Annotated in this window: 25 protein-coding genes; 14 read left to right on the top strand and 11 right to left on the bottom strand. The window is 42.8% G+C overall.

Annotated features, from left to right (window positions below; genetic code table 11):
* Window positions 1-17 precede the first annotated feature (17 nt).
* Genes SKC38_RS00595 through SKC38_RS00585 form a run of 3 tightly spaced genes read left to right on the top strand, consistent with a single transcriptional unit; the run spans window position 18 to window position 1,499 of the window.
* Window positions 18-155, top strand: coding sequence for a DUF2256 domain-containing protein (locus SKC38_RS00595; RefSeq protein ID WP_377974192.1), 138 nt, complete (start codon window positions 18-20; stop codon window positions 153-155).
* The gene (locus SKC38_RS00590; RefSeq protein ID WP_377974190.1) at window positions 130-423 is read left to right on the top strand and encodes a TIGR03643 family protein; all 294 of its coding nucleotides are present in this window, start codon (window positions 130-132) and stop codon (window positions 421-423) included. The genes SKC38_RS00595 and SKC38_RS00590 overlap by 26 nt, the downstream gene beginning before the upstream one ends.
* Window positions 423-1,499, top strand: coding sequence for an FAD-binding domain-containing protein (locus SKC38_RS00585; protein ID WP_377974189.1), 1,077 nt, complete (start codon window positions 423-425; stop codon window positions 1,497-1,499). Before SKC38_RS00590 ends, SKC38_RS00585 begins: the two co-directional genes overlap by 1 nt.
* Here SKC38_RS00585 and SKC38_RS00580 read toward each other — a convergent pair.
* Both SKC38_RS00580 and SKC38_RS00575 read right to left on the bottom strand, forming a co-directional pair.
* On the bottom strand, window positions 1,479-2,918 hold the full coding sequence (locus SKC38_RS00580; protein WP_377974187.1) for a cryptochrome/photolyase family protein: 1,440 nt from the start codon (window positions 2,916-2,918) through the stop codon (window positions 1,479-1,481). The two genes, SKC38_RS00585 and SKC38_RS00580, sit on opposite strands and share 21 nt — an antisense overlap.
* Complete coding sequence (locus SKC38_RS00575; protein WP_377974185.1) at window positions 2,915-4,378, bottom strand: cryptochrome/deoxyribodipyrimidine photo-lyase family protein; 1,464 nt, start codon at window positions 4,376-4,378, stop codon at window positions 2,915-2,917. Before SKC38_RS00575 ends, SKC38_RS00580 begins: the two co-directional genes overlap by 4 nt.
* A gap of 84 nt (window positions 4,379-4,462) precedes the next feature.
* Between SKC38_RS00575 and SKC38_RS00570 the strand changes: the two genes are divergently transcribed.
* Both SKC38_RS00570 and SKC38_RS00565 read left to right on the top strand, forming a co-directional pair.
* Window positions 4,463-5,092: a hypothetical protein gene (locus SKC38_RS00570; protein WP_377974183.1), complete on the top strand. Its 630-nt coding sequence runs from the start codon at window positions 4,463-4,465 to the stop codon at window positions 5,090-5,092.
* 18 nt (window positions 5,093-5,110) lie between these two features.
* Window positions 5,111-5,470, top strand: a complete 360-nt coding sequence (locus tag SKC38_RS00565; RefSeq protein ID WP_377974182.1) for a Dabb family protein — start codon at window positions 5,111-5,113, stop codon at window positions 5,468-5,470.
* Between the two features lie 24 nt (window positions 5,471-5,494).
* Here SKC38_RS00565 and SKC38_RS00560 read toward each other — a convergent pair whose 3' ends face one another.
* Window positions 5,495-7,498, bottom strand: a complete 2,004-nt coding sequence (locus SKC38_RS00560) for a glycoside hydrolase family 3 protein (RefSeq protein ID WP_377974180.1) — start codon at window positions 7,496-7,498, stop codon at window positions 5,495-5,497.
* A 54-nt stretch (window positions 7,499-7,552) separates the two neighbouring features.
* On the opposite strand from SKC38_RS00560, the gene SKC38_RS00555 reads away from it, so the two are divergent.
* Window positions 7,553-8,200 (top strand): DUF1801 domain-containing protein, encoded by a 648-nt coding sequence (locus tag SKC38_RS00555; RefSeq protein WP_377974178.1) that lies wholly within the window; start codon window positions 7,553-7,555, stop codon window positions 8,198-8,200.
* A gap of 59 nt (window positions 8,201-8,259) precedes the next feature.
* Entirely contained in the window at window positions 8,260-8,751 is a 492-nt protein-coding gene (locus tag SKC38_RS00550) for a 2TM domain-containing protein (protein WP_377974177.1), read from the top strand.
* A 3-nt stretch (window positions 8,752-8,754) separates the two neighbouring features.
* Here SKC38_RS00550 and SKC38_RS00545 read toward each other — a convergent pair whose 3' ends face one another.
* From SKC38_RS00545 to SKC38_RS00515, 7 genes are read right to left on the bottom strand one after another with little or no spacing between them, the layout of a single operon-like run.
* Window positions 8,755-9,861 (bottom strand): ABC transporter permease, encoded by a 1,107-nt coding sequence (locus SKC38_RS00545; RefSeq protein ID WP_377974175.1) that lies wholly within the window; start codon window positions 9,859-9,861, stop codon window positions 8,755-8,757.
* 1 nt (window position 9,862) lies between these two features.
* Complete coding sequence (locus SKC38_RS00540; protein WP_377974173.1) at window positions 9,863-10,960, bottom strand: ABC transporter permease; 1,098 nt, start codon at window positions 10,958-10,960, stop codon at window positions 9,863-9,865.
* An 8-nt stretch (window positions 10,961-10,968) separates the two neighbouring features.
* Window positions 10,969-11,703, bottom strand: a complete 735-nt coding sequence (locus tag SKC38_RS00535) for an ABC transporter ATP-binding protein (protein ID WP_377974171.1) — start codon at window positions 11,701-11,703, stop codon at window positions 10,969-10,971.
* The gene (locus tag SKC38_RS00530; RefSeq protein ID WP_377974170.1) at window positions 11,687-12,613 is read right to left on the bottom strand and encodes an ABC transporter ATP-binding protein; all 927 of its coding nucleotides are present in this window, start codon (window positions 12,611-12,613) and stop codon (window positions 11,687-11,689) included. Before SKC38_RS00530 ends, SKC38_RS00535 begins: the two co-directional genes overlap by 17 nt.
* Before the next feature lie 6 nt (window positions 12,614-12,619).
* Entirely contained in the window at window positions 12,620-13,555 is a 936-nt protein-coding gene (locus SKC38_RS00525) for an HlyD family secretion protein (RefSeq protein WP_377974168.1), read from the bottom strand.
* A gap of 9 nt (window positions 13,556-13,564) precedes the next feature.
* Window positions 13,565-14,839, bottom strand: a complete 1,275-nt coding sequence (locus SKC38_RS00520; RefSeq protein ID WP_377974166.1) for a TolC family protein — start codon at window positions 14,837-14,839, stop codon at window positions 13,565-13,567.
* Window positions 14,840-14,890: 51 nt separating this feature from the next.
* Entirely contained in the window at window positions 14,891-15,487 is a 597-nt protein-coding gene (locus tag SKC38_RS00515) for a TetR/AcrR family transcriptional regulator (RefSeq protein ID WP_377974164.1), read from the bottom strand.
* A 134-nt stretch (window positions 15,488-15,621) separates the two neighbouring features.
* On the opposite strand from SKC38_RS00515, the gene SKC38_RS00510 reads away from it, so the two are divergent.
* A complete protein-coding gene (locus SKC38_RS00510) occupies window positions 15,622-17,271 on the top strand; it encodes a sulfatase family protein (protein ID WP_377974162.1) in 1,650 nt (549 codons plus the stop codon).
* 53 nt (window positions 17,272-17,324) lie between these two features.
* Here SKC38_RS00510 and katG read toward each other — a convergent pair whose 3' ends face one another.
* Entirely contained in the window at window positions 17,325-19,472 is a 2,148-nt protein-coding gene (gene katG, locus SKC38_RS00505; RefSeq protein ID WP_377974856.1) for a catalase/peroxidase HPI, read from the bottom strand.
* A gap of 261 nt (window positions 19,473-19,733) precedes the next feature.
* On the opposite strand from katG, the gene SKC38_RS00500 reads away from it, so the two are divergent.
* The 6 genes from SKC38_RS00500 to SKC38_RS00475 all read left to right on the top strand — a co-directional run bounded on the left by SKC38_RS00500 (window position 19,734) and on the right by SKC38_RS00475 (window position 25,387).
* A complete protein-coding gene (locus tag SKC38_RS00500) occupies window positions 19,734-20,630 on the top strand; it encodes a LysR substrate-binding domain-containing protein (RefSeq protein ID WP_377974161.1) in 897 nt (298 codons plus the stop codon).
* A 55-nt stretch (window positions 20,631-20,685) separates the two neighbouring features.
* A complete protein-coding gene (locus SKC38_RS00495; RefSeq protein WP_377974159.1) occupies window positions 20,686-21,309 on the top strand; it encodes a hypothetical protein in 624 nt (207 codons plus the stop codon).
* Window positions 21,287-21,604 (top strand): winged helix-turn-helix domain-containing protein, encoded by a 318-nt coding sequence (locus SKC38_RS00490; RefSeq protein WP_377974158.1) that lies wholly within the window; start codon window positions 21,287-21,289, stop codon window positions 21,602-21,604. The genes SKC38_RS00495 and SKC38_RS00490 overlap by 23 nt, the downstream gene beginning before the upstream one ends.
* Before the next feature lies 1 nt (window position 21,605).
* Window positions 21,606-22,850: a hypothetical protein gene (locus SKC38_RS00485; RefSeq protein ID WP_377974156.1), complete on the top strand. Its 1,245-nt coding sequence runs from the start codon at window positions 21,606-21,608 to the stop codon at window positions 22,848-22,850.
* 195 nt (window positions 22,851-23,045) lie between these two features.
* A complete protein-coding gene (locus SKC38_RS00480) occupies window positions 23,046-23,960 on the top strand; it encodes a TolB family protein (protein ID WP_377974155.1) in 915 nt (304 codons plus the stop codon).
* Window positions 23,961-23,986: 26 nt separating this feature from the next.
* Window positions 23,987-25,387, top strand: coding sequence for a Gfo/Idh/MocA family protein (locus tag SKC38_RS00475; RefSeq protein ID WP_377974153.1), 1,401 nt, complete (start codon window positions 23,987-23,989; stop codon window positions 25,385-25,387).
* Window positions 25,388-25,411 lie beyond the last annotated feature (24 nt).

Genomic DNA, 25,411 nt, shown 5'->3' with positions numbered 1-25,411 from the left:
AGGCAAGCCCTTTTTTTATGCAAGGCGTTAAAAAACAACATTTACCCTCCAAAATCTGCCCCGTTTGTAACCGCCCTTTCGCCTGGCGCAAGAAGTGGGAAAAGAATTGGGATCAAATCATCTACTGTGGTGAAAAGTGCAGACGTAGCAAATAAATTTACCAACGAGGACATTGACCGCATCATCCAAATGGCCTGGGAAGATCGCACACCTTTTGAGGCGATCGAATTTCAGTTTGGCCTGAAGGAAAAAGAGGTCATCGAATTCATGCGCCTGAATAGCAAAGATTCCAGTTTTCGCATGTGGCGCAAGCGAATGACTGGCCGCGGCACAAAACATCTGCAAAAACGCGTAGCCGTAGATCCACGTTTCAAATGCACACTGCAACGCAGCATTAGCATGAATAAAATCAGCAAACGCTAGTGGAATTCCCAACGAAACTTGCCGAGGTATATCAGCGCATCGACCAAATCGACCCCGAGTATTATGCTCGTTCGCGTAATTTTATCACGGGTGGCGTGTCTTATTTATCTCCTTATTTATCCCGTGGATTTATCACCGTTCCACAAGTTGTCAAGCGACTGAAAGATCGTGGAATCGGTTTGGAACAATCGGAAAAATTCATTCAAGAATTAGCGTGGCGGGAGTTTTATACACGGACTTGGTTCCAAAAAGGCGATACAATTTTTGAAGATATCCGCCATCCGCAGGAGGGCATTGAAAGATTTGGAATACCTCGAGCGGTTTTAGCATCTGAGACGGGAATCCAGGCCTTAGATACACAGCTAGCCACATTTCCGGAAACAGGCTACCTACACAATCATCTCCGCATGTATTTGGCAGCCACGATTTGCAATGTGGCCAAATACCATTGGCTAGAACCTGCCCAGTGGATGTATTACCATTTATTGGACGGTGATTTGGCGAGTAATGCGCTGAGTTGGCAATGGTGCGCCGGTACCTTCAGCAATAAACTGTATTACGCGAATCAGGAAAATATCAATCGCTATACGGGTAGCAAGCAGCAAGGAACATTTCTGGATTTCGAATACGAGGAATTGCCTTTGCAATCTCCTCCCGAACATTTACGGAGCTCAGTTGAAGCGGCGCTTCCATTTACTCCGCCTACGACGAAGCCACTGGAATTAATCGATGGAATTCCCAGCTTCATTTATACCCATTATACCTTAGATCCGACTTTCCATGAGGGGGAAGCAGGAAACCGGATTTTGGTCTTAGAACCGAGTCATTTTGCGAAATATCCGATGTCTCCCAAGACGATCGATTTCATCCTATCATTGGCTGAGAACATAGCAGGAATTCAAGTCTTTTATGGAGAATATGCAGACCTTAATTTGAAAGGCATTTTCCGAGATCACCCGATCAATGCCCATTTTCAAGGTATCCGTGAGGTGCATCCGAATTTAGCTCCTGGCCTACAAGGGGAGTTCAATAGCTTCTTTTCGTTTTGGAATAAACTAAGCAAACAATTGCGCTAAAAAGGTTTCCGCTCGCTTGAGGTGGGCGTCTCTTTTTTCCACAGGCATTTTGTCCCAGGTGCTGATGAGCATGGCCCAACGAGGATTTTTGCGGAAGGTTTCGCGTTGTTTATCCAAGAATCGCCAAAACAATCCATCCCAAATTTCTTGCCATTCGCCCTTGGGATAATCACTCATTTTCAGGATGTAATTCGAACCGCAGATGTAGGGTTTGGTGGTCATTAATCCGCCATCGCTGAATTGCGACATGCCGTAGATGTTGGGCACCATCACCCAATCGTACGCATCGATGTACATTTCCATGAACCATCGATAGACCGCATCTGGTTTAATTTCGCACAATAACATAAAATTACCCAGCACCATGAGGCGCTCAATGTGGTGGTTATAGCCCGTTTTTAAGAGCTTGCGAATCGTTTGGTCGATGGGTTCCACATCTGTGGTCCCGGTGTAAAATGCCGCGGGCATCTCATTCGTAAATCCCCAATAATTTGTGGTACGCTGTTGGACCCCGATTTTCCGATACAATAATTGGACAAATTCACGCCAACCAACTACCTGTCGAATGAATCCCTCCACACTATTCAGGGGAGCGGCGGAGGCAGCGACACGTTCGACGACTTGCGCTGGATTTAATAAACCCACATTAATCAGCGGGCTCAAAATGCTGTGAAACAAGGTCTTTTCATTCGCCTTGATGGCATCCTCGTAATCACCGAAAAGTGGCATGCGTTCCTTGATGAATTGGTCCAAAGCAGCCTGCGCTTCTACATGTGTCACGGGATAATAAGCACCTGAAAAGGGGCGTTCTGAAGAACCGGGATTGTTTGGGAAGAGGGCAGCGACATAGTCGATGGCCTCAAGGATATAATCATTCGGAACAGCCTCCGGAAATGGCGATGGAATGAACGTATTCTTCGGAATTTTCTTCCGGTTATCTGCATCGAAAGTCCATTGACCGCCCATCGGTTTTCCGTCGGCCTCGAGCAGAATCCGGCGATCTTTGCGCTGCTGTGTATAGAAGGCTGTTTGGAAATAAGGCTTGCGTGTGCCGAGCAGTGAAATGTCCGTATTTAGGAAATTCGGACTCGCCAACAAGTGAATGTCTCCGGCGCGACACAGTCGGCGTTCGAGCAGATAATCATTGGGATCGAAAAGCGTAATGGGGCCTGTTATCGACGCGGCTAGTGCTACTTCCGCAGAACGAGAATCCTGCGCATCAATATATTCCACCGTTTTCCCCGCAGCGCGGAGGCGATCTGCAAAGGCCCGCATGCTGGCCCGATGGAAGATTAGTTTTTGCTTGTGGAAGGCGTATTGTTTGAAGAATAAATCCGATTCCACGACATAGAAAACAGCCGCTTCTTGAGCGAGTGTTTCTTCAAATAATTGGTGCGGAAAAATCAGGAATGCGCTCATTTGTTCACGTGTTTTTCGAGGATTCGCGCCCCCTCTTGTCGGGCCTTTTTCGTTTTCCGCATCGCCCAAACTTGATCCGATGCCGTCTTTCTCGTCGCACTTAAATCCACGACGGGAGCGGGATAATCTACCCCGATTTTCACCCCATACAAAGTCTGCTCCATGTCGCTTAATTTCCAGGGTTCATGAATCAGCGTTGCAGGAACCGCAGCTAATTCCGGCACCCATTTTTTGATGAAAACGCCATCGGGATCATGCGCGTAGGAATTCTTTATTGGGTTGTAAATGCGGATCGTATTGATGCCGGTGACGCCGGCTTGCATTTGGATTTGTGGGTAGTGAATCCCGGGTTCGTAGTCGAGAAATTGGCGTGCCAAAAAATGTGCCAAATCCCGCCAATCCTGCCAGAGATTAAAGACGAAAAAGGATACAACCATCGCTCGCATCCGAAAATTCAAATAACCCGTTGCGACCACGCAGCGCATGCAAGCATCGATCAGTGGAACGCCCGTTTGGCCTTCCTGCCAAGCCTGAATTAAACGCTCATCGCGGTCTTTTTCCAGTGCTTGATAAGCCTTGTTGACCGGTTCAAATTCCATTCGCGATTCATCCTCAAACTTCTGCATGAAATGCCCCTGCCAGTGCAAGCGGGAAATGAAATTTTGCAGCGCGCGTTTATTCGCAGCGGTTTTGTACTGCTGCATCGTGTAGGTATAGGCCATTCGCATACTGATATTTCCGTAGGCTAAATAGGGGGAGATGCGGCTGCATCCTCGCCGACTGGCTTCCGGTTTGCTGATGGAAAAGCTATAATCTTTATGCCTTGTTTCGATGAAACTTTTCATGTATTTCCAACCCCAGTATTCTCCACCTTCTTGGAAAATGGGATTGCGCGTTTTAAAAGATATGGGAAGTTCGGGACCTTTTAAGGTCTCATAAAAAGCCGAGTCTAAACGTGCTAAATTCCAATTGTCCTCTCTTACTAAAAAGGGATCTTGTTGCATCGTTTTTTCCCAGCGCTCTTGCCAAGTTTTGCGGGATTTCAGTCGGCGAATGACCCCGCCCGTTGGCGTTTCTTTCCAGGTTATGTTGGCCTGCTTACAAAATGCCGCCACTGACTTGTCCCGTTGAAAACTCAAATCATTCCCAATTTCTTCATGAGAGGAAATTTGGCGTATATCAAATTGTTCCGCCAAAGCCTGAAACACAGGCAGCACTTCGTTGTGGAAAATATGCAGGATCCCGTTCCGATCTTCCAAACGCCCTTGCATTTCCATCAAAGATTCATGCACAAATCGCCAGTGACGTAGATCGCTGTCGGGGAATGCCAGCATCGAAGGTTCAAAAAAATAGACCAGTAAAACAGGAATCTCCGACTCCAATGCCCGGTACAAAGGTTCATGATCCGTAAAGCGGAGATCACGTTTAAACCAGACGATATGGATGGGAGATTTGGACATGTATAAGTAACTGAAAAAGCCCTTGGTTGTTTTCGGAAAGGGAAATACCTATTTTTGCACCTTCAAATCCCCTAATGTATCAAAATGAAACAATTGTTGGCAATCTGCCTTATCCTCGCCGCTTTTTCGCTCAATGCCCAAACGGGTAGTATTGAAATGAGTACCGGAGGATTCTCTTTTATCCCTGCATTTACTTCGAAAGAACCGAATATGATCATCAATGCAAGCACGAATCCGAAGAAAAGATTGACGGGTGCTTTGATGTACATGATGCGTATGAAAAGTATGACCCCTACGACGGTGGCTTTGTTTACGCGTTACCGTTTTATTGATAAAAAGTTTAAAGCTACAGCAGGCATTCACATTCCTGCTTTCCAAATGACGGAAGATTACAAAGTGACGAGCTTTTTTGGGCGGGAATTAACCTTGTCCTATCCGCTTAGTGAGAAATGGAATGTAGGCTCTTTTATTTTGAACGGGAATGCACGTAATACGGATTTTAAAGTGACGCTTGTGTCAGGAAATACCAATTACCATTACAAGAAATGGAACTTGCTCACGCAAGGATACTACTTGACTGTGGGAGATTTGACAGGTGTTGCCGAGACAATTTCGTATGATATCAATAAACATTTTCAGGCCAAAGCCTTTGGCAATTATACGCTCACAGATGGGCAAGTGATTGCAACGGTGGGTTTGAAGTATAACTTATAATTAAATCTTATCTTTATTATGAAAGCCATTTTATTTGCGAGCCTGATTTTATTGAGCCTTACCTCTTATGGCCAAACAGCGAAACCTTTTAAACACGCTGTTACCATTACATTCGCGTCCCATGCCACGGATGCCCAAATCCAAGAAGTAGATAATTCATTTCAGTCTTTGACAAAATTGGCTGTTGTGAAAGGTTACGAATGGGGAAAAGTGATCGACCCGAAAGATCCCTCGAAGAAACAACACGTGTACATTTTTACATTTGATCGTGAATCCGACTTGCCCATTTATGGCCAATCGAAAGAACATTTGGCGCATATCAAAGTTGGCGCCGACATCACCATAGGCGTCAGCGCGATCGATTATTTTGTCCAATAAAAAAGGGGCCTAAGCCCCTTTTCATTAATACGTCAATCCATGCCCAAAGGCAAATAACCCATAATTCGGCCCCTCCATATACCCTGGCACATCGGATTTGTTCGCTTCCACAGCTGCTTGACTCACTGGCGTCGTAAACGGCATTTTGCCCGTCGGTTTATAGGCCCCCGTCACAATATCCAACAAGGCATCTTGTGTCGTACCAAAGGTTGCGATAATCGATTTCGCTGCTCCTTTATCGATTTCTTCGATCACCCACGGGTTGGTATAATTGATCGCTACGATCGTCGGTTTGGCGTTTAAAATCTCATTCACGTGATTCACATCAATGCGATTGGCCGACAAATTCAAATCGATTTTAGCGCCTTGAGAGCTGAATAATCCTCCCGCTGTAGGAACCAACCATAACAATACCACATCAGCTTCTTCTTTGGTAGAAACGAACTCTAAGCCGGGATAGGAAGGTTTGGAAACTTTAATCGCTTCTCCCGCATTGCGTCCCTGCTGGAAATAGGTCTCGAAATACACCTTGGTTTTTTTCGCCAATGGCAATCGTTTGTCATCGTTGCGCAATAGCACGATCGATTTCCGCAAAGCTAATTCCGCTGCGGCCACTGCCTCTTTATTCCCTACGATTTTCGTCGCCGCTTCCACATCTACATAGGGGTTTTCAAATAGCCCTAATTCGAATTTTTCGGTCAATAATTTCGCTACAGATTGGTTGATGCGCTCCTCTTTAACCAGACCTTTTTTGACTACGTCAATTAAGGTTGTTGGATCCGCCGAACCCGAGAAAATATCCACGCCTGCATTCAATGCCTTTTGGTAGCGCTCAGGAATACTCAAGTTTTCCACGCCCCAAGGCATCATCTCTATCGGGCCCGTATCGGAATTGATGATTCCGTGGAAGCCTAATTTGTCTTGCAATAAATCGCCAATCATCGCCTTGTTGAAGGAGAATCCGACCTCTTCAAATTCCTTGCCTTTAGGCGCAGAATAATAAGGCATGATTGCCGAAGTCCCCGCCGCGATGGCAGCCTTGAATGGTTTTACATGGTAGTCAAACATCCCACCCGGATAGTGCGCAAATTTTCCCCAATCAAAGTGTGAGTCTTGTCCATCTAATTGAGGACCACCTCCCGGGAAATGTTTGGTGGTCATCGCCACCGACGAGTTCGACAATTTATTGCCTTGAAAACCTAATACAATTTGGGTAATCATGTTCGAGGTCAAATCCGCATCTTCTCCGAAGGTTCCTTCTACACGACCCCAACGAGGTTCGGTTGCCAAATCCGCCATGTACATATAGCCTTTGCGCAAACCTACTGCGCGCCATTCGGCAGCAGCGGTTTCCGCAAATTTTCGCGTTAATGGAAAATCACGCATAGCCGCTAATCCCAATTCGCCGGGCCATTTTGAAAATGCGGTAAGTCCCACACTCAAACCTACGGATGCATCCGTCGTTACGTGGTTACGCGGATTGGATGCGACGATGGCTGGAATACCCAAGCGTGTCGACTCACATAAAGCCTGCAAGTTGTTCGACCATTTCGCCATAATTTCGGGTGAGGCACTCGCACGTAAAATGAAGTGACGTAGGTGGAATTGGGTAACGCCTTTGGTAGTTCCCGCTGCCGACATATTAGGTGCTCCTAATGGTTTGCGGGTAAACATATTCGTATTTTGGACTAGATCTTCTTCATTAAATCCTTCGGTAATTGTTGTTCGCGGACCACCGCCTTGCACACCGTTTGAGAATACTTGATCTCCGCCCATCCGTGTCGTGCTGATTAACATGAATCCCAATTTTTCCTCGAGGGTCATTTGGGAAACCAAATCTTTGACACGCTCCGCAACCGGCAATCGCCAATCTTCGTATTTGTCTAGTTTTTGGTTTTTATTCAAATCCTTGAATGTTAACTTTCCCACTTTCAACAAAGCGGCACTCTGTGATTTTACGATCGGTTGGTTTTGCGCATACATACTTCCCGAAATGAGAAGCGCGGTAAAAAGGATACGAGATTTCATGGCTTTTTTCTTTCTTTGTAGACTAAAGCAAATTTCTTGCTATTTCTAATGAATATGAAAGATCCACAGGTAGACGAACTTATTTTGCAAACGAAAAAATGGCCACAAGAAATGGCTTATTTGCGGCGCATTTTATTGGACTGTTTGCTAATCGAAACCTATAAATGGGCCACTCCTGTCTATATGTGGGGTTCCAAAAACATCATCGGCATCGCCTCGCTCAAGGATCATTGTGCCTTGAATTTTTTCAAAGGCGGGCTCTTGCAAGACGCCGAGGGCTTACTCATTAAACCGGGTGAAAACACGCAATCCGGCCGCTGGATGAAGTTCAGTTCGGTGGAAGAAATTCAGGCTAAAGAAGCCAGCATCCGTGCCTATGTGTTGGAGGCAATCGAAGTGGAGAAATTGGGATTAAAAGTAGAGAAGGCGGAAGAGCTACCGCTACCAGAAGAATTAATAGCAATCTTCGCTGAAAAACCGGCACTTAAATCAGCTTTTGAAAAACTTAGCCCTGGCCGCCAGCGTGCCTATGTCATGCACTTTTCCGATGGAAAGCAGTCGGCGACCCGCATCGCGCGCATCGAGAAAAACGAGAAATACATCCTCAGAGGAAAGGGCTTGACAGATTGTGTTTGCGGTTTGACGAAGAAAAAACCGGGCTGCGATGGTTCGCATCGTGCCATTGAAAATTTCAAGCGATGACGCAAAGAAGTCATAGAAAAGGCGTTTGATTCGATCATTTTAAACCCCAATTTTGGCCCATGAATTTTGGAGAACAATTAAAGGAAATTCGTACCTCGAAGGGCTTAACGCAAAACGAGCTATCTGAAAAAAGCGGGATTGCCCTGCGAACCGTGCAACGCATGGAACGCAATGAAGGGAAGCCCAGCTTGTATTCGATGAATGCGATCGGGGAAGTACTGGGGGTAAATTTGACTTTGTTGTATGCTCCGGATGATGAAACTGAAAAACGAAATATCATGGAAAGTACAGACCAACAATTGTGGGCGATTGCTAAAAAACGCGCCAAATTCCAACGAAGCCTCGGCGCATATTCTCTTGTCATCCCATTTTTGTGGATGGTATGGTATTTGACAATGCCGGAAGATATCCGTTTTGATCACATTCCATGGCCTATTTGGCCGATGTTAGGCTGGGGCCTGGGATTAGGCATACAGTATGTAAATGCCTATGTGATCGAAGTGGGGTCGCTGGAGCAGCGGGAATATGATAAGTTGAAGGCGAAGCAATAAAACTTAGTTCGTTTTTTTAAATCGCCAAATCGCCAATAGATTTATTCCTATTCCATAAATTATCATTTTTGCGATAAAGGGATAAATTTCTTTTAGACCACTCCCCTTGAGCAAAATCAGGCGATTTACCTCTACGAAATACTTTAATGGATTTAGTTGATTGATATATTGAGCCCAATCCGGCATGGTTTCTACGGGTGTAAATAATCCACACATGAGGATAAAGAGTATGATAAAAAAGAAAGAGGTAAATAAGGCCTGTTGCTGAGTTTCAACTGCCGTTGAGATAAACAAGCCAATTCCTAAAGGGACAAAAAGGAATATAGCTAAGAATAACTCGAGTAATCCTAAGCTTCCTACCATGGGAATGTTAAAGAAGATTTTTCCCAAAGCTATGCCGGCCCAGAAGATAAAATGACCAATGACCCAAAATGGGATTAACTTCCCAAGAATAAATTCATGTTTCTTTAAAGGTGTTACGTTAAGTTGTTCTATTGTGCCAATCTCTCTTTCCCGGACAACATTTAGTGCACAGATGAGAATGATAATTAAGGTCATTACTTCTGCGACGATGCCTGGAAGCATGATCGTTTTATAGTTCAACGTAGGGTTATACCAGTAATTAGTGATAGGGATAATTTTGGGGCTTGCCAGTAAAGTTGAGTTACCCCTCTTTTCATTCAAAAAGTCCTGCGTTATTGCGCTTGCGTAATTTTGAACGATACCAGCTTTGGCATTATTTAAGGCATTTATTTGAAATTGAATAGCCGGATTATTGGAGGAATGAATCGCTTTTTCAAAGTCTTTCGGGATGACAAGTACAAGATCTACCTCATCCTTCATCAATAATTCATCCGCTTTTTTTTGATTCGAAATCAATGCTTTTTCTTGGAAGAATTTTGCTCCTGTAAATTTATGAATTAACTGTTGGGCACTTGTGCTTTGGTCTAAATCCCAAATACCAAGTCGCAAATTTTTAATTTCATAGTTCGCAGCAAAGGTGAGCAAAATGACTTGGATTACAGGCAATACAGTCATGAAGGGCAATAGTTGCCGATTCCTAAAGATTTGTAAAAATTCCTTTCTGACTAAAATGAAGATATTGCGCATATTAGTTATTACGTTTCAAACTCTGAATACTAACAAAAAGGAAGAGACTAGTCATCCCAATTAAAATAATAAAAGGTTTCCAAATAACTGTAATGCCAGCCCCTTTGATCATGATACTTTTTATGAGTACAATAAAGTGTGTAGCGGGTATGATGTTGGAAATAACTTGCAATGGCAAGGGTAGGCTTTCAATGGGAAAAATAAATCCCGATAGTAGCATCGTAGGCATCATTAGGGTAACTAAACTTGCAAACATTGCAGCTTGCTGGGTTTCTACACGTGTAGAAATTAATATGCCTAGCGATAATGAAGCGACAGTATAAACGAAGCAAGCCATTATAAGTAATGAAATAGACCCCGTCATGGGTAAACCGAAAATGAAAATTCCCAGTAGAATGATGACAAAACTATTCAATAAGGAGAGAATCAAATAGGGGATTACCTTTCCTATAATAATCATGTAGGGACTAATAGGCGAAATAGATAATAATTCTAACGTCCCCATTTCTTTTTCTCGCGCAAGGGTAACTGAGGTAAGGAGAGCTGAAATAATTAGCAGAATTAAAGCGATAACTCCGGGAATGAATAAATAGACTGATAGAAGTCGTTGGTTAAAAATCATTCGCGTGCTTATTTGGATTCCACCATTTATTTCGCGGGCGTTCTCGGCATTAAATTCATTTATTATCCCCGACAAATAACTTGTTGTGTTAATGGCTGTATTGATGTCACTTGCATCAGCGATTAATTGGACCTGCGCTTTTTTTGAATGGTATAATTCTTTTTGAAAATGAGCGGGGAAGTAAAGAACGAGTTTGATTTTGCCTAATTTAAATGCGCTGGGGATGTCTTGTGGTTTTTCCAAGGATTTTTCTACGACAAAATACCCCGAACCAATGATACGATTTATAAGTTTTTCAGAAGTTTGATCTTTTGATTGATTGAGAACGCCAATGGGAATGTTTTTATAATCGTTATTCAGCGCATAGCCGAAAATGATGACTAAAGCGACAGGTAAAGCAAACAGGATCATCATCGTACGCGTATCGCGAAAGATATGATAAAACTCTTTTTGTACGAAGGCATAAAATTTCTTCATCGATTGTATTATTTGTTTGCCGTTCCGCGGGCAAGAAGTTGAAAAACGGCATCCATACTATCCACATCAAATGATTTTTTCAGTTCGCTTGGTGTTCCTAATGCTTTAATAAGTCCATCGACCATAATGGAAACGCGGTCACAATATTCGGCTTCATCCATGTAGTGTGTTGTTATAAAAATAGTCACACCATCATTTGCCGCTTCATAAATTAAGTCCCAAAATTGGCGACGCGTGATGGGGTCGACACCTCCTGTGGGTTCATCCAAGAAAACCACTTTGGGCTTGTGGATAAGTGCTAAAGCGAAAGCTAATTTCTGTTTCCATCCCAATGGAATGGTTTTGACTAATTTGTTCTTGACAGATGCTAACTGAAACTTGTCAACGATGCCCTTAGATCGATCCTTAATTTCTTGTCGGCTTAATCCATATATCCCACCATAGAATTCAATATTTTCTTGGATGGTCAAATCCTCGTAAAGGGAGAATTTTTGACTCATGTACCCAATATTTTTTTTGACAAGTTCTGCTTGTGTGGCTACATCAAAGCCAGCGACAAATGCCTGTCCAGATGAAGGAGTTAAAAGGCCACTTAGCATACGCATGGCTGTGGTTTTTCCAGCGCCATTGGCTCCAAGGAACCCAAATATTTCGCCTTTATTTACTTCGAAGCTGATGGCATTCGTAGCAATAAACTCCCCAAATTTTTTCGATAAATTTTCTACTTTAACAACGGGTTCCATGTTCCATCAAGTATATAAAGGTGTCTTCGATCGTAGGAGAAATAACCGTAATTTCGCTGGCTGAAATTGACCCAGTTCCCAAATAGTTATTCAAAGCTTTTGCTTGAATTGTGTTGTCTTCAAAGGCCACATGTAAGTATTCGCCAAAAGCATAGCAATAGCTTACCTTTTCCCATGCTCTTAGCCATTCTATTAATGCATATTTCTGCTGACTTTTAATCGCAAAGAGTTGCCAAGGAAATTGATCAGTTATGTTTTTGGGCGAATCAATAGACAGGATTTTTCCTCCTTGTAGAAACGCGATGCGGTCACAAAGATTTGCCTCGTCCATATAGGGTGTTGATACTAAAATGGTGATTCCCTGTGATTTAATTTCGCGCAGCATTTGCCAAAATTCTTTTCTGGAAACAGCATCTACACCCGTTGTGGGCTCATCAAGCAAAAGAATTTTAGGCCGATGAATAAGTGCACAGCATAAGGCTAGTTTTTGTTTCATCCCCCCTGAAAGTGCTCCTGCTTTTCGATCTTTAAACGGCTTAAGTTGGTCATATATAGATTCGATTAAGCTATAATTTTCTGTGATTGTCGTATCAAATGCTCGGGCAAAAAATGATAGATTCTCTTCCACGCTTAGATCTGGATATAATGAAAATCGCCCAGGCATATATCCGACAATTTCCCGAATTGATTTTTTTGCTTGGCGGGTATCCATTCCCAAGATGCTAGCCTTACCATCGTCTGCGCCGATAAGTGTGACTAAAATCTTAATTAAGGTCGTTTTCCCGGCTCCGTCAGGTCCAATTAAACCAAATAATTCACCCTCTTCCACATGAAGACTGACTTGATCCAAAGCAAGAACCTCATCATATCGCTTCGTGAGCGATTCAATATGTATAGCGTACTTTTCCAATAGGTTTTAGTTTAAAACGACTTCTGCAGGCATCCCCATTTTTATTCCTCCATCGTTTAAAACCTTAATTTTAACGGCGTAGACAAAATTCACTCGATCTTGTTTCGTTTGAATAATTTTTGGGGTGAATTCTGACTTTGGGCTAATCCAAATAATCTTTCCTGAATAATTTTTATATTGACCATCCGCTGCATCTATCCGAACCTTGACAAGTTGATTCAATTTAATTTTACTTAGTTGGTCGCCAGAAAAATAAGCACGTAAAATCAAATTTGATAAATCTGCGATTTTATAAAGCGGTTTTCCATAGGAGACTATTTCATTTACTTCCACAAATTTGGCTGTTACTGTTCCTTGGATAGGATTTAAGACTTTGGCTTGATTCAATTGAATTTGAATTTGGTTGACTTGTTCTTTCAACCCATTTGCTTCATTATTGATTGTTTGAGTTTGACTTTTTAACGCAATTTCTTGCGCTTTGAGCTGGCTGTTTTGTGTCAAGATTTGCTTATCAATTTGCGTGATTTGGGCTTGAATGTCATCCACTTGCTTGACCGTTGCTGCACCATTTGCTTGTAAATTTGTTATTCGATTTAATTCGTATAAATAGGTTTTTCGCTGACTCTCGGTACTAGCTATTTGATTTTCTAAAACGGTTAATTGAGCCCTTATAGCCGGGGCTTTACTTTTGACGGTGCGAATATTCGCTTCAATAATGGTTTTTTGTTGGGCTAATATGGCTGGGTCAATCTCTGCTACGCGTGTGCCCGCTTGAATGATATCTCCTTCAGAAATTAGGAATGATTTAATTTTTCCATTCGCTTCTGCGGAAACGATCGTTTCTGTCGCTTCAAAATTGCCATAAGCATCTGCTTCTTTTTGTTGGGTACAGGCAAAAACAATTGCACATAGTAAAAAGGATAAGTAGGTAGTCGATTTCATGGTTATGTATTATAAATTTGAATTTGGGCCAAATAATAAAATAGCATCTTGAAGGAAGGCTAGTTTTTGAATGGTGTGTAATAGGTAAGCTTGTTTAACTAATTTTTCAGCATTTTTTTCTGATACGAATTGAGTCGCAGTTATTGTCCCCATGTCTAATTCGGATGCTGCGGTTTTACTAATTCGTTCTCGAAGCGTAATCATCCCGCGATCCTGTTGAATTAGTGTTTCAAAGCGTTTGACTTCCTCTGACATTTTAGTGTGTTGCATGGATATTTGGCGCTCCAAATCAATCTTCTGTTGATTAATTAATTCCTTTTGTAGTTGTTCACTTTTTTGGTTTATGTTTTTCGTGTAAAAGGATGAAATATCCCAATTCAAGCGTATACCTAGTAAATAATACGATTGGAATTCGTTTCTCAACATATTTAATGCCGGGTTACCATATCCTCCTTGCCCAAAAACAATGGCTTTAGGACGAAGTTTTGATTGATTTAGTTCTTGGTTGGCGGAGACTATGTTTTGTTGATTTTGAAGAACTTTCATTTCAAATGTGTCAAACGAAAGTGGTGAAATTGATTGGATATCCTGGGGGATTTGAAATGTCGTTTGCTTGTTCAGATTCAGCCCAGTCAATAAGTTTAGCATGTCAACAGCAATATTTTTAGCAGCACTTATATCTGTGATTTGTTGTTCGATTTTTAGTAATTCTACATCTAGAATATCGAGTTGATTTTTTGTACGTGCACCAAATCGAAGCCCCGACTCCAAGGTTGTTTTTCTAGCGATGATTTCTTCTTTTGCAGTTTCCCAAATGAGGTGATTTTCTTGTGCTAATAATGCGCTGAAAAACATTTTTTGCGTTTCAAGTAAGAGGTTTCGATTCGCTATTTGTATTCGGTTTTGCGCATTATTGGAGCTAATTTCTTGGAGCATGTTTCGGATTTTACTTGCACCTCCATCATAGATTAGTTGATTTACATCCACAAAAGTTTTGTATTGATCTTTATTAATAGGCGTCATTCGAAGATTTGGAATCTCAATTCCTAATCCAGTAACATCTGATTGGTAAGTTGTTTGTCCGTTGAATGCTATTTGAGGCAACCATCCCGTTTGAATGATCTGTGCGTTTAGACGAGCAAGCTCTTGTTCAATTTCTTTCTGTTTAGTGCTTGTGGCTGATTTTTGGGCTGCTTCTAAACAAATAGCAAGCGTCATATTTTGACCTAATAGGGGTTTTCCAAATAGTAGAATAGCCCAAAGTGTGCAAATTATTATTTTCATTTTTTTTGACTTTTGCGTCTGACACTTATGTCAGAATTAAGGTAAATTTTTTTAGGGTTTTAAGCTTCGTATGATTAGGCGGGTAACTTCTGTTTTCCGCATTTCTAATAATTGTTTAAATTCTTTTTCATTTTTCTGTGCCACAAGCATGATCATTGGTTTGGCTAATACAGGGAATGCACAAAGAGAAATGATATGCATAAATAATTGAATGGGTTCAATAGGAGTTATTCTTCCCGCTTTAATTTCCGTTTCCACTTGTAAGAGAAATGGTTCAATGGTAGGTTTATCACCATCCAATAAATTTTCAACAAATTTTATCCCCAGGCTATTCAATTCGTTGATTATGAATAGAGGCATAAATGGGTTTTTCAATCCTAATTCAATGTAGTTATTAACGAAAAAGGCTATTTTTTCCTCAAAAGGGAGGTCGCTATTTAAAATTTTTAACATCTGCGGTAGTGCCTGCCGCATTAATGTTTTAGCTATTTGATGGTAAAGCAGTTTTTTAGATCTGAAATAGTAGTTTAAGACCGTACGCTTAATGCCAGCTCGCTCAGCAATTTCTTGCATCGTTGCGTTTTCAAAGCCTTTTTCAACAAAGACCTGAAAGGCTGATACTAAGATTTCTTCTTCTGGGCTTTCCATGCTGACGATAGCGTTTGACGCAAATGTCAGAAAAATTTTTCAATTAGCAAAATTCCTAATTTGTTTTTGCTAATTGTAAGCACGCTTCAGAATAAAATATTTTATGTAATTTGGATTTAATTAAACCTATTGCCATGAAATTCCTTTTGCCTATTCTGCTTGTTTGCGCAAGCCTTTCACCTGTGTTTTCACAAACGAATAAGCGCCCGAACATCATTTTCATCATGTCGGACGACCATGCCTACCAGGCGATTTCGGCATATGACAAAAGGCTTATTTCCACCCCGAATATCGATCGGATTGCCAAAAATGGGATTTTGTTTACCAATGCTTCAGTAACAAATTCCATCTGTGCACCGAGCCGGGCGACAATCCTAACAGGCAAACATTCACATCTAAATGGGAAGGTGGATAATCATTTTCCATTTGATACGACCAACATCACCTTTCCGCAGATTTTAAAGGCGAATGGCTATCAAACGGCCATGTTTGGGAAACTGCATTTTGGGAATAGTCCCAAGGGATTTGATCAGTTTAAAATCTTGCCAGATCAAGGCAATTATTACAACCCGGATTTCATTACAAAAAAGGAGGGAAATATTAAGGTCAATGGCTATGTGACCGATATCATTACGGATATGACGCTGGATTGGTTGAAGCAGGAGCGGTCGGCCAACAAGCCTTTTATGCTCATGTATTTGCACAAGGCGCCGCATCGTTCGTGGCTGATGGCCGAGCGGCATTTGGATGAAATGACGCAGAAAAATTACCCGGAACCAAAGACGCTTTTTGACGATTATTCCGGTCGGACGGCACCTGCCAAAGAAGCGGAAATGAATATCCTGACGAGCATGAGTTGGGCCGGCGACAACAAAGTATATCCTGCGACCATGGACTCCTTGAAGATTCCGGAAATTGGTTTTGATAAGCGACGTTTTGCTGCGGAAATGGGGCGCTTGAATCCAAGTCAAAAAGCGAATTTTGAGCGGGTTTACGATCGCATCAATGCGGAGTTTAAAAAGGCCTATCCGAGCATGACGGAACAAGATAAAATGCGCTGGAAGTTTCAGCGCTACATGCAAGATTATTTGGGAACGATTCGCGCCGTGGATGAAAATGTGGGTCGCTTGTTGGACTATTTGGAAGCCAACAAATTAATGGAAAACACAATTATCGTTTATACTTCTGATCAGGGTTTTTACCTGGGTGAGCACGGTTGGTTTGACAAACGTTTTATTTACGATGAGTCGTTCAAAACGCCGTTGATGGTTTCTTGGCCAAAGCACATTAAGCCCGGGCAAAAATCAGATGCCTTGGTTCAAAACCTCGATTTTGCGCAAACTTTTTTGGATGCAGCGGGCATTCCGGCACCCAAAGACATGCAAGGGCAAAGTTTGATTCCGTTGATGACGGGCAAAGCTTGGTCACGCGATGCGGTTTATTACCACTATTATGAATATCCAGCGGAACACATGGTGAACCGCCATTATGCCATTGTGACGAAGAAATATAAATTGATTCATTATTATTTCTCAGCGGATACCTGGGAGCTTATCGACCGCGAAAAGGATCCGTTGGAATTGAAAAATGTCTATAATGATCCAGCGTATGCTTCCATTCGCAAAACCTTGCATCGACAATTGGAGGCTTTGCGCGTAAAATACAAGGACAATAGCACGATTAGCAATGGCTACATCGATAGGTTTTTGAATGATGCTGCTGATGGAAAAGTGTTTGGTGTTCCCAAAGCGAAGGCGGCAGAGATGAAGGCGAAAAGGAAATAAAAAAGCCGACTCCCAATAGGAATCGGCTTTTAACTCAAACCTTACTAATCAACTTATTTAAAAGTCACGTCAAAGCGGTCTAGGTTCATCACCTTTGTCCATGCTTTCACGAAATCATTTACAAATTTTGTTTGTGCGTCTTTAGTTGCATAGACTTCAGCTAAGGCACGAAGCTCAGAATTTGAACCGAAGATTAGGTCGGCACGTGTCGCGGTTGCGCGTACCGCACCTGTTTTCTCATCTGTTCCTACGAACTCTTCTTTCGTTGCGTTTGCTGGCTTCCAAGTTGTTCCCATTTCCAATAAGTTCACGAAGAAGTCATTAGTCAGGGCATCTTTCTTAGTTGTGAAAATCCCGTGCTTCGAGCCGTTGTAATTCGTGTTCAACGCACGCATACCGCCTGTTAATACGGTCATCTCTGGCGCTGTTAATGTTAACAATTGTGCCTTGTCTACGAATAATTCTTCCGTCGAAATCGTGTATTGTGTTTTCAAGTAATTGCGGAAACCATCAGCCATCGGTTCTAATAAGCCAATTGACGCGATATCAGTTTGCTCTTGTGAGGCGTCCATGCGGCCTGGGATAAATGGAACCGTTGTTTTCACACCGGCATTGGCTGCGGCTTTTTCAACTGCGGCAGAACCGCCCAACACGATTAAATCCGCGATGGATACTTTTTTCTTGCCTGATTTTGCATTGAATTCTTTCTTGATTTTTTCCAAAACTGCTAAGACCTTTTCCAATTGCTTCGGATTATTTACCTCCCAATTACGTTGTGGCAATAAGCGAACGCGCGCTCCGTTTGCGCCACCACGGCGATCTGAATGACGATAAGTTGAAGCTGAAGCCCATGCCGTGCTCACTAATTCGCTGATCGATAAACCGGAGTTCAACAATTTCATTTTCAAGGCCGCAATATCTGCTGCGTTAATTACTTCATGGTTCAAGGCAGGAATGGGATCTTGCCAAATCAATTGCTCCTTAGGTACCTCTGGTCCTAAATAGGTTGAGCTTGGACCCATGTCGCGGTGCGTTAGTTTGAACCAAGCTTTGGCAAATGCCTTCGCGTAAACTTCTGGATTTTCTAAGAAATTGCGCGAGATTTTCTCGTATGCTGGATCCATGCGCAAGGCGATATCCGTTGTCAACATCGTTGGTTTGTGGAAGGTATTTTTGTCAAATGCATCTGGGATGATGTTTGCGCTGCTTTTCGCAACCCATTGGTTTGCACCTGCTGGGCTTTTCTCCAGCGACCACTCATTGTTGAATAGTAAATGCAAGTAACCGATGCCCCATTGCGTCGGAGTCGACGTCCAAGTAACTTCTAAACCCGAAGTAATCGCGTCCTTTCCTTTTCCTGATTTGTAGGTGCTCTTCCATCCCAAACCTTGCTCTTCGATGCCTGCTGCTTCTGGATCTGGACCTACATTTGTTGCGGGACCAGCACCATGTGTTTTACCAAACGTGTGACCACCTGCGATTAGGGCAACAGTTTCCTCATCATTCATACCCATCCGACCAAAGGTCTCGCGGATATCTTTTGCAGATGCCACAGGATCTGGTACGCCATTCGGTCCTTCTGGGTTCACGTAGATCAAGCCCATTTGCACAGCGGCTAGTGGATTCTCTAATTTGCGACCCTCTGAATAACGGTTTTTATCGTCTAACCATTTCTTCTCAGAGCCCCAATATACGTTTGCTTCTGGCTCCCATACGTCGGTACGTCCACCCGCAAAACCAAATGTTTTAAAGCCCATTTGTTCTAAAGAAACGTTTCCCGTTAAGACCATCAAGTCGGCCCAAGAAATCTTATCGCCATATTTTTGTTTGATAGGCCAAAGTAAACGACGTGCCTTATCTAAGTTGGTATTATCTGGCCAAGAATTTAATGGCGAAAAACGCTGTTGGCCCGCGCGCGAACCTCCACGTCCGTCACCTGTACGATAGGTACCTGCGCTGTGCCACGCCATGCGAATAAATAGGGGACCATAATTACCAAAGTCGGCAGGCCACCAATCTTGTGATTTAGTCAAGACTGCTGCGATGTCTTTTTTCAAGGCAAAGTAGTCAAGACTTTTAAATGCTTTGATGTAGTTGAAGTCGGGACCCATCGGGTTTGACTTTTCTGAATTTTGGCGAAGCATGCCTATGTTCAATTGATTTGGCCACCAGTCTTTGTTGGTCGTTGCTGATGGCTTCATACCCGTATGTGGGTTAATTCCTGCGTGTGGGTTTGCACCGCCCGCTGCGTGTGGATTGGCTGCATGTGGGTTTGCCCCTCCACCATGTGGATTTGCATAATCTTGAGCGATGGTAACCGTGGAAGCTAACAAGCCGCAAAGGATAAGTAGTTTTTTCATGATCGTGTTGATTTTATTCCGATTTGGTCTCGAAATTAGGTGAAGCATTCGAATAGAGAAAACTGAAATTTTCTATATTTGGCATAGATAAAATCTATAGATATGAATATTCACCAATTGGAGTACATTTTGGCTGTTGACCAATTTAAAAGTTTCAGTAAGGCAGCTGATTATTGCCATGTTACGCAGGCAACCTTGAGTGCGATGGTGAAGAAGTTGGAGGAGCAGCTGGATATCGTGATTTTTGATCGCAAGGCTAATCCGATTGCTACGACGGAGAATGGGCGGGAAATTTTGGTACAGGCCCAACAGGTTGTGGCGCATGCCAATGCGCTGCTTGCTTCGTCTAAGGCAATTAATCAGAAAATTGAGGGGCGAGTTAAAATGGGGATTATTCCTACGATTGCAAGTTCGATTTTACCCTTGATCATGAAGTTCTTGGTGGAAAAGTATCCACTTTTAAATTTGGAGATTCATGAGGTAACGACGAATCAATTAGTTAAAGATTTGCGGGAGGGAAAATTGGATGTCGGAATTTTGAGTACGCCCATTGCGGCTACGGATTTGGAGACGGAGCTGTTGTATGCGGAAGATCTACGCTTGTATGGGCACTTGGCTGCTGTGGGAACAAAAATAAGTAAGGCGGCTTTAAGCCAGCAACGATTTTTTTTATTGCAGGAAGGACACTGTTTGCGGGATCAAATTATCCAACTCTGTGACCTGAAAAAGAATAAATCTCTACCAAGTAATCTGTCGGTCGAATCAAACACCTTTGATACACTCTTGAATTTAGTGGATACCTTTCAAGGGATGACCTTGTTACCGGCCTTGTATGTAAGTCAGTTGAATGAAGAGAGAAAACGACATTTGTTGGCTCTTGAGGATGGTACTTTAAGTCGCGAAGTGAGTATCTGCTATTACAGGCCGTATGCCAAATGGAATATTATTCGCCGCTTACAAACGGAAATTACGGAAATTGTCCAACGCCATTTGAGCTAGCAACTTGTTTTATTGGTTTTTATATTTAGCTTTGCAATACAAAGTACTTTTTAATATGAAAAATCACGAAGAACAGTTGGCCGCCATCCAAGAGATGCGGAATATGATGGATCAGGCTACCCGATTTAAGTCGATAAGTGGTCTATCGGGTATGATTGCGGGTATTTTATCCTTATTGAGCCTTTACTTCGTTTATCTACGAACGGGAATTAGTCCCTTTGAAGCGGAGGCGCTGGATCGAATTTGGCACAGCTCCAATCAGATACAAATTAGCTACATTTTTATTGGCCTTTTAGCCGTATGCATGGGAATTGGATTTTACATGGCCAGGCGAAATGCGCGCCAATCGGGAAAAAATACTTGGGATGGATCTGCCAAGCGATTCGCGTTTAATTTACTTATCCCGGTGTTTGTTGGGGGTATCTTTTCTATGCTTTTGATTCAATTAGGTTTGGTGGCCCTCGCAGCTCCTGTTACACTCTTGTTTTATGGGTTGGGTTTGCTTAGTGCTAGTAAGTTTACATTAAACGCCGTTTATACGGTTGGTCTAATTTTTACAGGTCTTGGGCTATTGGCCGCGGGCTTTTTGTCTTATGGGTTATTGATTTGGGCGCTAGGTTTTGGGTTGGTCCATATCCTATATGGTTTCATTATTTATGTCAAATACGAACGTGTCTAATTTCATCGATGATCTAAATAAAGCGTTTGAAAGCCGCGTACGCTTGGGCATGATGTCTTTGCTGGTTGTGCAAGAAGAGATTGACTTTGCGCGTCTGAAGGAATCCTTGCAATTGAGCGATGGAAACCTAGCGAGCCATATGCAAGCGCTCGAAAAATTAGGTTATGTGGAAGTGCGAAAACAATTTATTGGTCGGAAACCTAATACACAGTACACGGTCACGGAATTAGGGCGTAATGCCTTTTCGGCTCATTTACTTTCGTTGGAAAAACTCATTAAACAAATGCAATCGTAGTATGAAAAATCAAATCAAAGAATATATCCATGAGGCGGCGACTTTGGAACAATTATACCGCACAAATCCTTCCGCTTTCAAGCGTGCATTTTATGAAATTTATCCTGAAATCCAGTCGGAGCTCAGTGCCCAAATCTGGTCAGAACGATTACGGAATAGGTCCGAGGAGATTACCTGGGGCATGGCAAAAGATTGGATTTTTGTGGGGGTTGTAGCTTTATGTATTGCATTTTTCATGCAATTGCCTGATTTGTTATCTATTTCACATGACTTCTATTTTCCTCGCAACATGGCATTTATCGTGATGCCTGGATTGGCTGCTTTTTTTGCTTTTAAGCAAAGATTGACTTGGAAAGATCTAGGTGTGCCATTCGTGTTAATGGTAATTTCCGTTTTGTTTATCAATTATTTGCCTCAAAATACGGCGAGCGATACCCTGATTTTAAGTTGTATTCACTTGCCAATTTTGATCTGGATGTTGGTGGGCTATGTGTATTGTGGGGCTCAATTATCTCAGATTGACAAACGCATAGATTTTCTGCGGTTTCATGGGGATTTATTAGTTATGTGTGCGGTGATTATGTTAGCCGGAGGTCTTTTTACCGCCTTAACGATTAATCTTTTCAATTTGATTGGCATCAAAATCGAAGATTTTTATTTCCGTTATTTGGTGCTTTCTGCCTTGCCTGCTGTGCCTTTGTTGGCGACATTATTGGTCCAACAAAATCCTACACTTGTTAGCAAAATTTCCCCGGTGATTGCGCGGATTTTTACGCCTTTGGTGACGCTGATGTTGCTCATTTTCCTTGTGGCATTTATTTACACGGGAAAGGATCCATATAATGATCGTGAGTTTTTGTTGATTTTCAATGGGATTTTGATCGGCGTGATGGCATTGCTGCTGTTTTCAGTGAGTGAGTCAACGAAAGATGCTGCCTCTCAGTTCCAAAGGATTTCACTTGTTGTTTTGGCCTTTTTAGCGATTATTAATAATGGCGTAGCTTTGTCGGCCATCGCCTTTCGTTTGATGGAAATGGGTATTACGCCGAACCGACTGGCGGTTTTGGGCAGTAATGTATTGGTTTTATTGAACTTGATTTTCGTGACCCGACAATTGCTTGGCTTGTTGAACGGACAAAAAACACTTGCAGATGTGGAGGATAGTATGACGCGCTTTTTGCCTTATTATGCGCTGTGGGCGGCCATCGTGAGTTTTGCTTTTCCGATCGTATTTTCTTTCCAATAAGTTGATATAGATTATCAGTTTTAGCGGTTCATTTGCGCCCATCCCGCACTACCTTTGGCAATCCTCCAAGGTTTGCCAAAGGTAAGTGAAGGGTAAGTGGGGGATTGCCAAAGGTAAGAGAGAAAGCTAAGCGGGATTCATCAGGATAGGAATCTTCTTCGTTTCTGCGTAAACTTACATCAATCTAAACCTATCATGAAAAAAATACTCGCCCTGGCGCTCATCGCCAGCTCGCTTTCGGCACAAGTGCCAGCGGGCAAAAAAGCCATCAGTTCCTTGTACATTTACGATTTGGCAAGCGGAAAATCCGAGAAAATCTTAGAAGAAAAAAGACATTTTGAGGCGCCCAACTGGTCCCGCGACGGGAAATTCTTGTTGATCAATGCCTACGGAAAACTCGAAAAAATAAGCCCCAAGGGTGAGAAATTAGGGGTGCTGAATACGGGGGAGGTGCAGAAGGCCAACAATGATCATGGCTATAGTTTTGACGGAAAGACTTTATTTATTTCCAGCGCAAAAGCTGAAATCAAAGAGCATACTTCGTTCATTTACAAGGTTGCCTCGGATGGAGGAACACCGATCCAATTAACTCCATTGACTCCATCGTATTGGCATGGGATTTCTCCCGACGGGAAAACCATGGTGTATTGCGCCGCGCGCAATGGGAATTATGACGTGTATGCCATGTCGACAAACGGAGGGGAGGAAATTCGACTTACGAGCACGGATGGACTTGATGATGGGCCGGAATATTCGCCCGATGGAAAATACATTTACATCAATTCATATCGCACTGGGATGATGCAAATTTGGCGGATGAAACCAGATGGCTCTGAGCCTGAGCAAATGACCTTTGATCATTATTCCAATTGGTTTGCCCACATTGCGCCGAACAACCAAGTGGCAACAATAATTACCTACATGGAAGATCAGGTGCAGGCGCATCCTTTTGGCCGACAAATCAAATTGCGTTTATTGGATTTAAAAACGAAGCAAATAAAAGATTTGACGGAGGCGTTTTATGGCGGTCAGGGAACGATTAATGTACCTTCTTGGAGTCCGGATGGGAAAAAGTTCGCGTATGTGCGTTACGCATTAGAAGATTTGTAAATTAGTGCTTGAAAAAATAACCTATTATGAAAAATAACAGTTCCGCATCGCGCAGACGTTTTCTGCAGCAAATTGGTGCAACGAGTATGGTCGCAGCAGCGGCACCACTTCAATCATTCGCTGCTCAGCAAAAAGCCGAAGAGCGTATTTTGCTTTACGAAAAACCCATTTCAGTAGGCGATAAAATTCGCTTAGGCGTGATTGGTTTTGGAGTACAAGGCCACTTCGATTTAGCTTCAGCATTGAAAGTTCCCGGCGTAGAATTAGCTGGAATTTGTGATTTATATACGGGGCGCATTGAAAATGCCAAAGAACTTTATGGCAAAGATTTGTACACGACACGTAATTACAAAGAATTGCTAGATCGTCCAGATATTGATGCGGTCATCATCGCAACGCATGACGTTTGGCATGCACGCATCACAATCGACGCGCTCGCAAAAGGCAAGCACGTATATTGCGAAAAGCCGATGGTCTATAAAATCGACGAAGGACATCGCGTGATTCAAGCGCAAAAAAAATACAATAAAGTATTACAAGTAGGTTCTCAACGCGTGAGTAGCATTGGTTTGGCGAAGGCTAAAGAGATGTTGGCCAACGGCGAAATCGGAAAACTGAACATGGTGAATGCTGTATACGATCGCCAAAGCTCGATCGGGGCATGGGAGTATACCATTCCGAAGGATGCAGATGCGTCAACGTGTGATTGGAATCGATTCATCGAGGCTACAGCCAAAATGGAATTTGATGCGAAAAAATTCTTTTGGTGGCGTGCTTTCAAAGAAGTGGGAACGGGAGTTGCGGGTGATTTATTCATTCACTTATTGAGCGGTACACACTTTATGACCAACTCAAATGGTCCCGAAACGATTTTCTCAACTGGCCAATTCAGCCATTGGAAAGACGGTCGGAACTTGCCAGATGTGATGTCGGGCGTTATGCAATATGCCGACACACCTGAACATCCAGCATTCCAATTAACCTTACAAGTAAACTTTGTCAGCGGAACGGGCGGGCAAGAAGTGATTCGTCTGATCGGCTCGGAAGGGGTGATGGATGTGAAGGGAAATACGATTTCCGTGAAGCATAGCATTATGCCGGAGGCACCGGGTTTTGGTGGATACGATTCCGTATTTACTTTCTCGAAAAGCATGCAAGATGAGATGACGAAGGAATACAATGCCAAATGGACGGAGGCACAACGCAAGCGTCCAATCAAGGAGGATGTGATTTTCAAAGCGCCTCCTGGATATGATGAGCACGTGGATCACTTTACGAATTTCTTTGATGCGATTCGCACGGGAAAACAAGTCGTGGAAGATGCGACTTTTGGATTTAGAGCTGCTGCGCCAGCATTGGCTTGTAACGAAAGTTATTTCAGCAAGAAAATAATCCAGTGGGATCCTGTGAACATGAAATTAAAATAGAAAAAAGGCGCTCGAGAGGGCGCC

The sequence above is a fragment of the Aquirufa echingensis genome, from assembly GCF_042714525.1.
Taxonomy (GTDB): Bacteria; Bacteroidota; Bacteroidia; order Cytophagales; family Spirosomataceae; genus Aquirufa; species Aquirufa echingensis.
Note: the sequence above shows the minus strand (reverse complement) of the source record. Positions and strands in the feature narration are given on the sequence as shown.

What these genes read in the sequence shown, in the direction of transcription:
- SKC38_RS00510 (WP_377974162.1), top strand. Translation starts at nt 15,622, where the DNA reads ATGAAATTCCTTTTGCCTATTCTGCTTGTTTGCGCAAGCCTTTCACCT.
- SKC38_RS00490 (WP_377974158.1), top strand. Translation starts at nt 21,287, where the DNA reads ATGTCAAATACGAACGTGTCTAATTTCATCGATGATCTAAATAAAGCG.
- SKC38_RS00560 (WP_377974180.1), bottom strand. Translation starts at nt 7,498, where the DNA reads ATGAAATCTCGTATCCTTTTTACCGCGCTTCTCATTTCGGGAAGTATG.
- SKC38_RS00495 (WP_377974159.1), top strand. Translation starts at nt 20,686, where the DNA reads ATGAAAAATCACGAAGAACAGTTGGCCGCCATCCAAGAGATGCGGAAT.
- SKC38_RS00540 (WP_377974173.1), bottom strand. Translation starts at nt 10,960, where the DNA reads ATGAAGAAATTTTATGCCTTCGTACAAAAAGAGTTTTATCATATCTTT.
- SKC38_RS00485 (WP_377974156.1), top strand. Translation starts at nt 21,606, where the DNA reads ATGAAAAATCAAATCAAAGAATATATCCATGAGGCGGCGACTTTGGAA.
- SKC38_RS00525 (WP_377974168.1), bottom strand. Translation starts at nt 13,555, where the DNA reads ATGAAATCGACTACCTACTTATCCTTTTTACTATGTGCAATTGTTTTT.
- SKC38_RS00475 (WP_377974153.1), top strand. Translation starts at nt 23,987, where the DNA reads ATGAAAAATAACAGTTCCGCATCGCGCAGACGTTTTCTGCAGCAAATT.
- SKC38_RS00580 (WP_377974187.1), bottom strand. Translation starts at nt 2,918, where the DNA reads ATGAGCGCATTCCTGATTTTTCCGCACCAATTATTTGAAGAAACACTC.
- SKC38_RS00555 (WP_377974178.1), top strand. Translation starts at nt 7,553, where the DNA reads ATGAAAGATCCACAGGTAGACGAACTTATTTTGCAAACGAAAAAATGG.
- SKC38_RS00515 (WP_377974164.1), bottom strand. Translation starts at nt 15,487, where the DNA reads ATGGAAAGCCCAGAAGAAGAAATCTTAGTATCAGCCTTTCAGGTCTTT.
- SKC38_RS00595 (WP_377974192.1), top strand. Translation starts at nt 18, where the DNA reads ATGCAAGGCGTTAAAAAACAACATTTACCCTCCAAAATCTGCCCCGTT.
- SKC38_RS00500 (WP_377974161.1), top strand. Translation starts at nt 19,734, where the DNA reads ATGAATATTCACCAATTGGAGTACATTTTGGCTGTTGACCAATTTAAA.
- SKC38_RS00570 (WP_377974183.1), top strand. Translation starts at nt 4,463, where the DNA reads ATGAAACAATTGTTGGCAATCTGCCTTATCCTCGCCGCTTTTTCGCTC.
- SKC38_RS00520 (WP_377974166.1), bottom strand. Translation starts at nt 14,839, where the DNA reads ATGAAAATAATAATTTGCACACTTTGGGCTATTCTACTATTTGGAAAA.
- SKC38_RS00565 (WP_377974182.1), top strand. Translation starts at nt 5,111, where the DNA reads ATGAAAGCCATTTTATTTGCGAGCCTGATTTTATTGAGCCTTACCTCT.
- SKC38_RS00550 (WP_377974177.1), top strand. Translation starts at nt 8,260, where the DNA reads ATGAATTTTGGAGAACAATTAAAGGAAATTCGTACCTCGAAGGGCTTA.
- SKC38_RS00480 (WP_377974155.1), top strand. Translation starts at nt 23,046, where the DNA reads ATGAAAAAAATACTCGCCCTGGCGCTCATCGCCAGCTCGCTTTCGGCA.
- katG (WP_377974856.1), bottom strand. Translation starts at nt 19,472, where the DNA reads ATGAAGCCATCAGCAACGACCAACAAAGACTGGTGGCCAAATCAATTG.
- SKC38_RS00545 (WP_377974175.1), bottom strand. Translation starts at nt 9,861, where the DNA reads ATGCGCAATATCTTCATTTTAGTCAGAAAGGAATTTTTACAAATCTTT.
- SKC38_RS00575 (WP_377974185.1), bottom strand. Translation starts at nt 4,378, where the DNA reads ATGTCCAAATCTCCCATCCATATCGTCTGGTTTAAACGTGATCTCCGC.
- SKC38_RS00535 (WP_377974171.1), bottom strand. Translation starts at nt 11,703, where the DNA reads ATGGAACCCGTTGTTAAAGTAGAAAATTTATCGAAAAAATTTGGGGAG.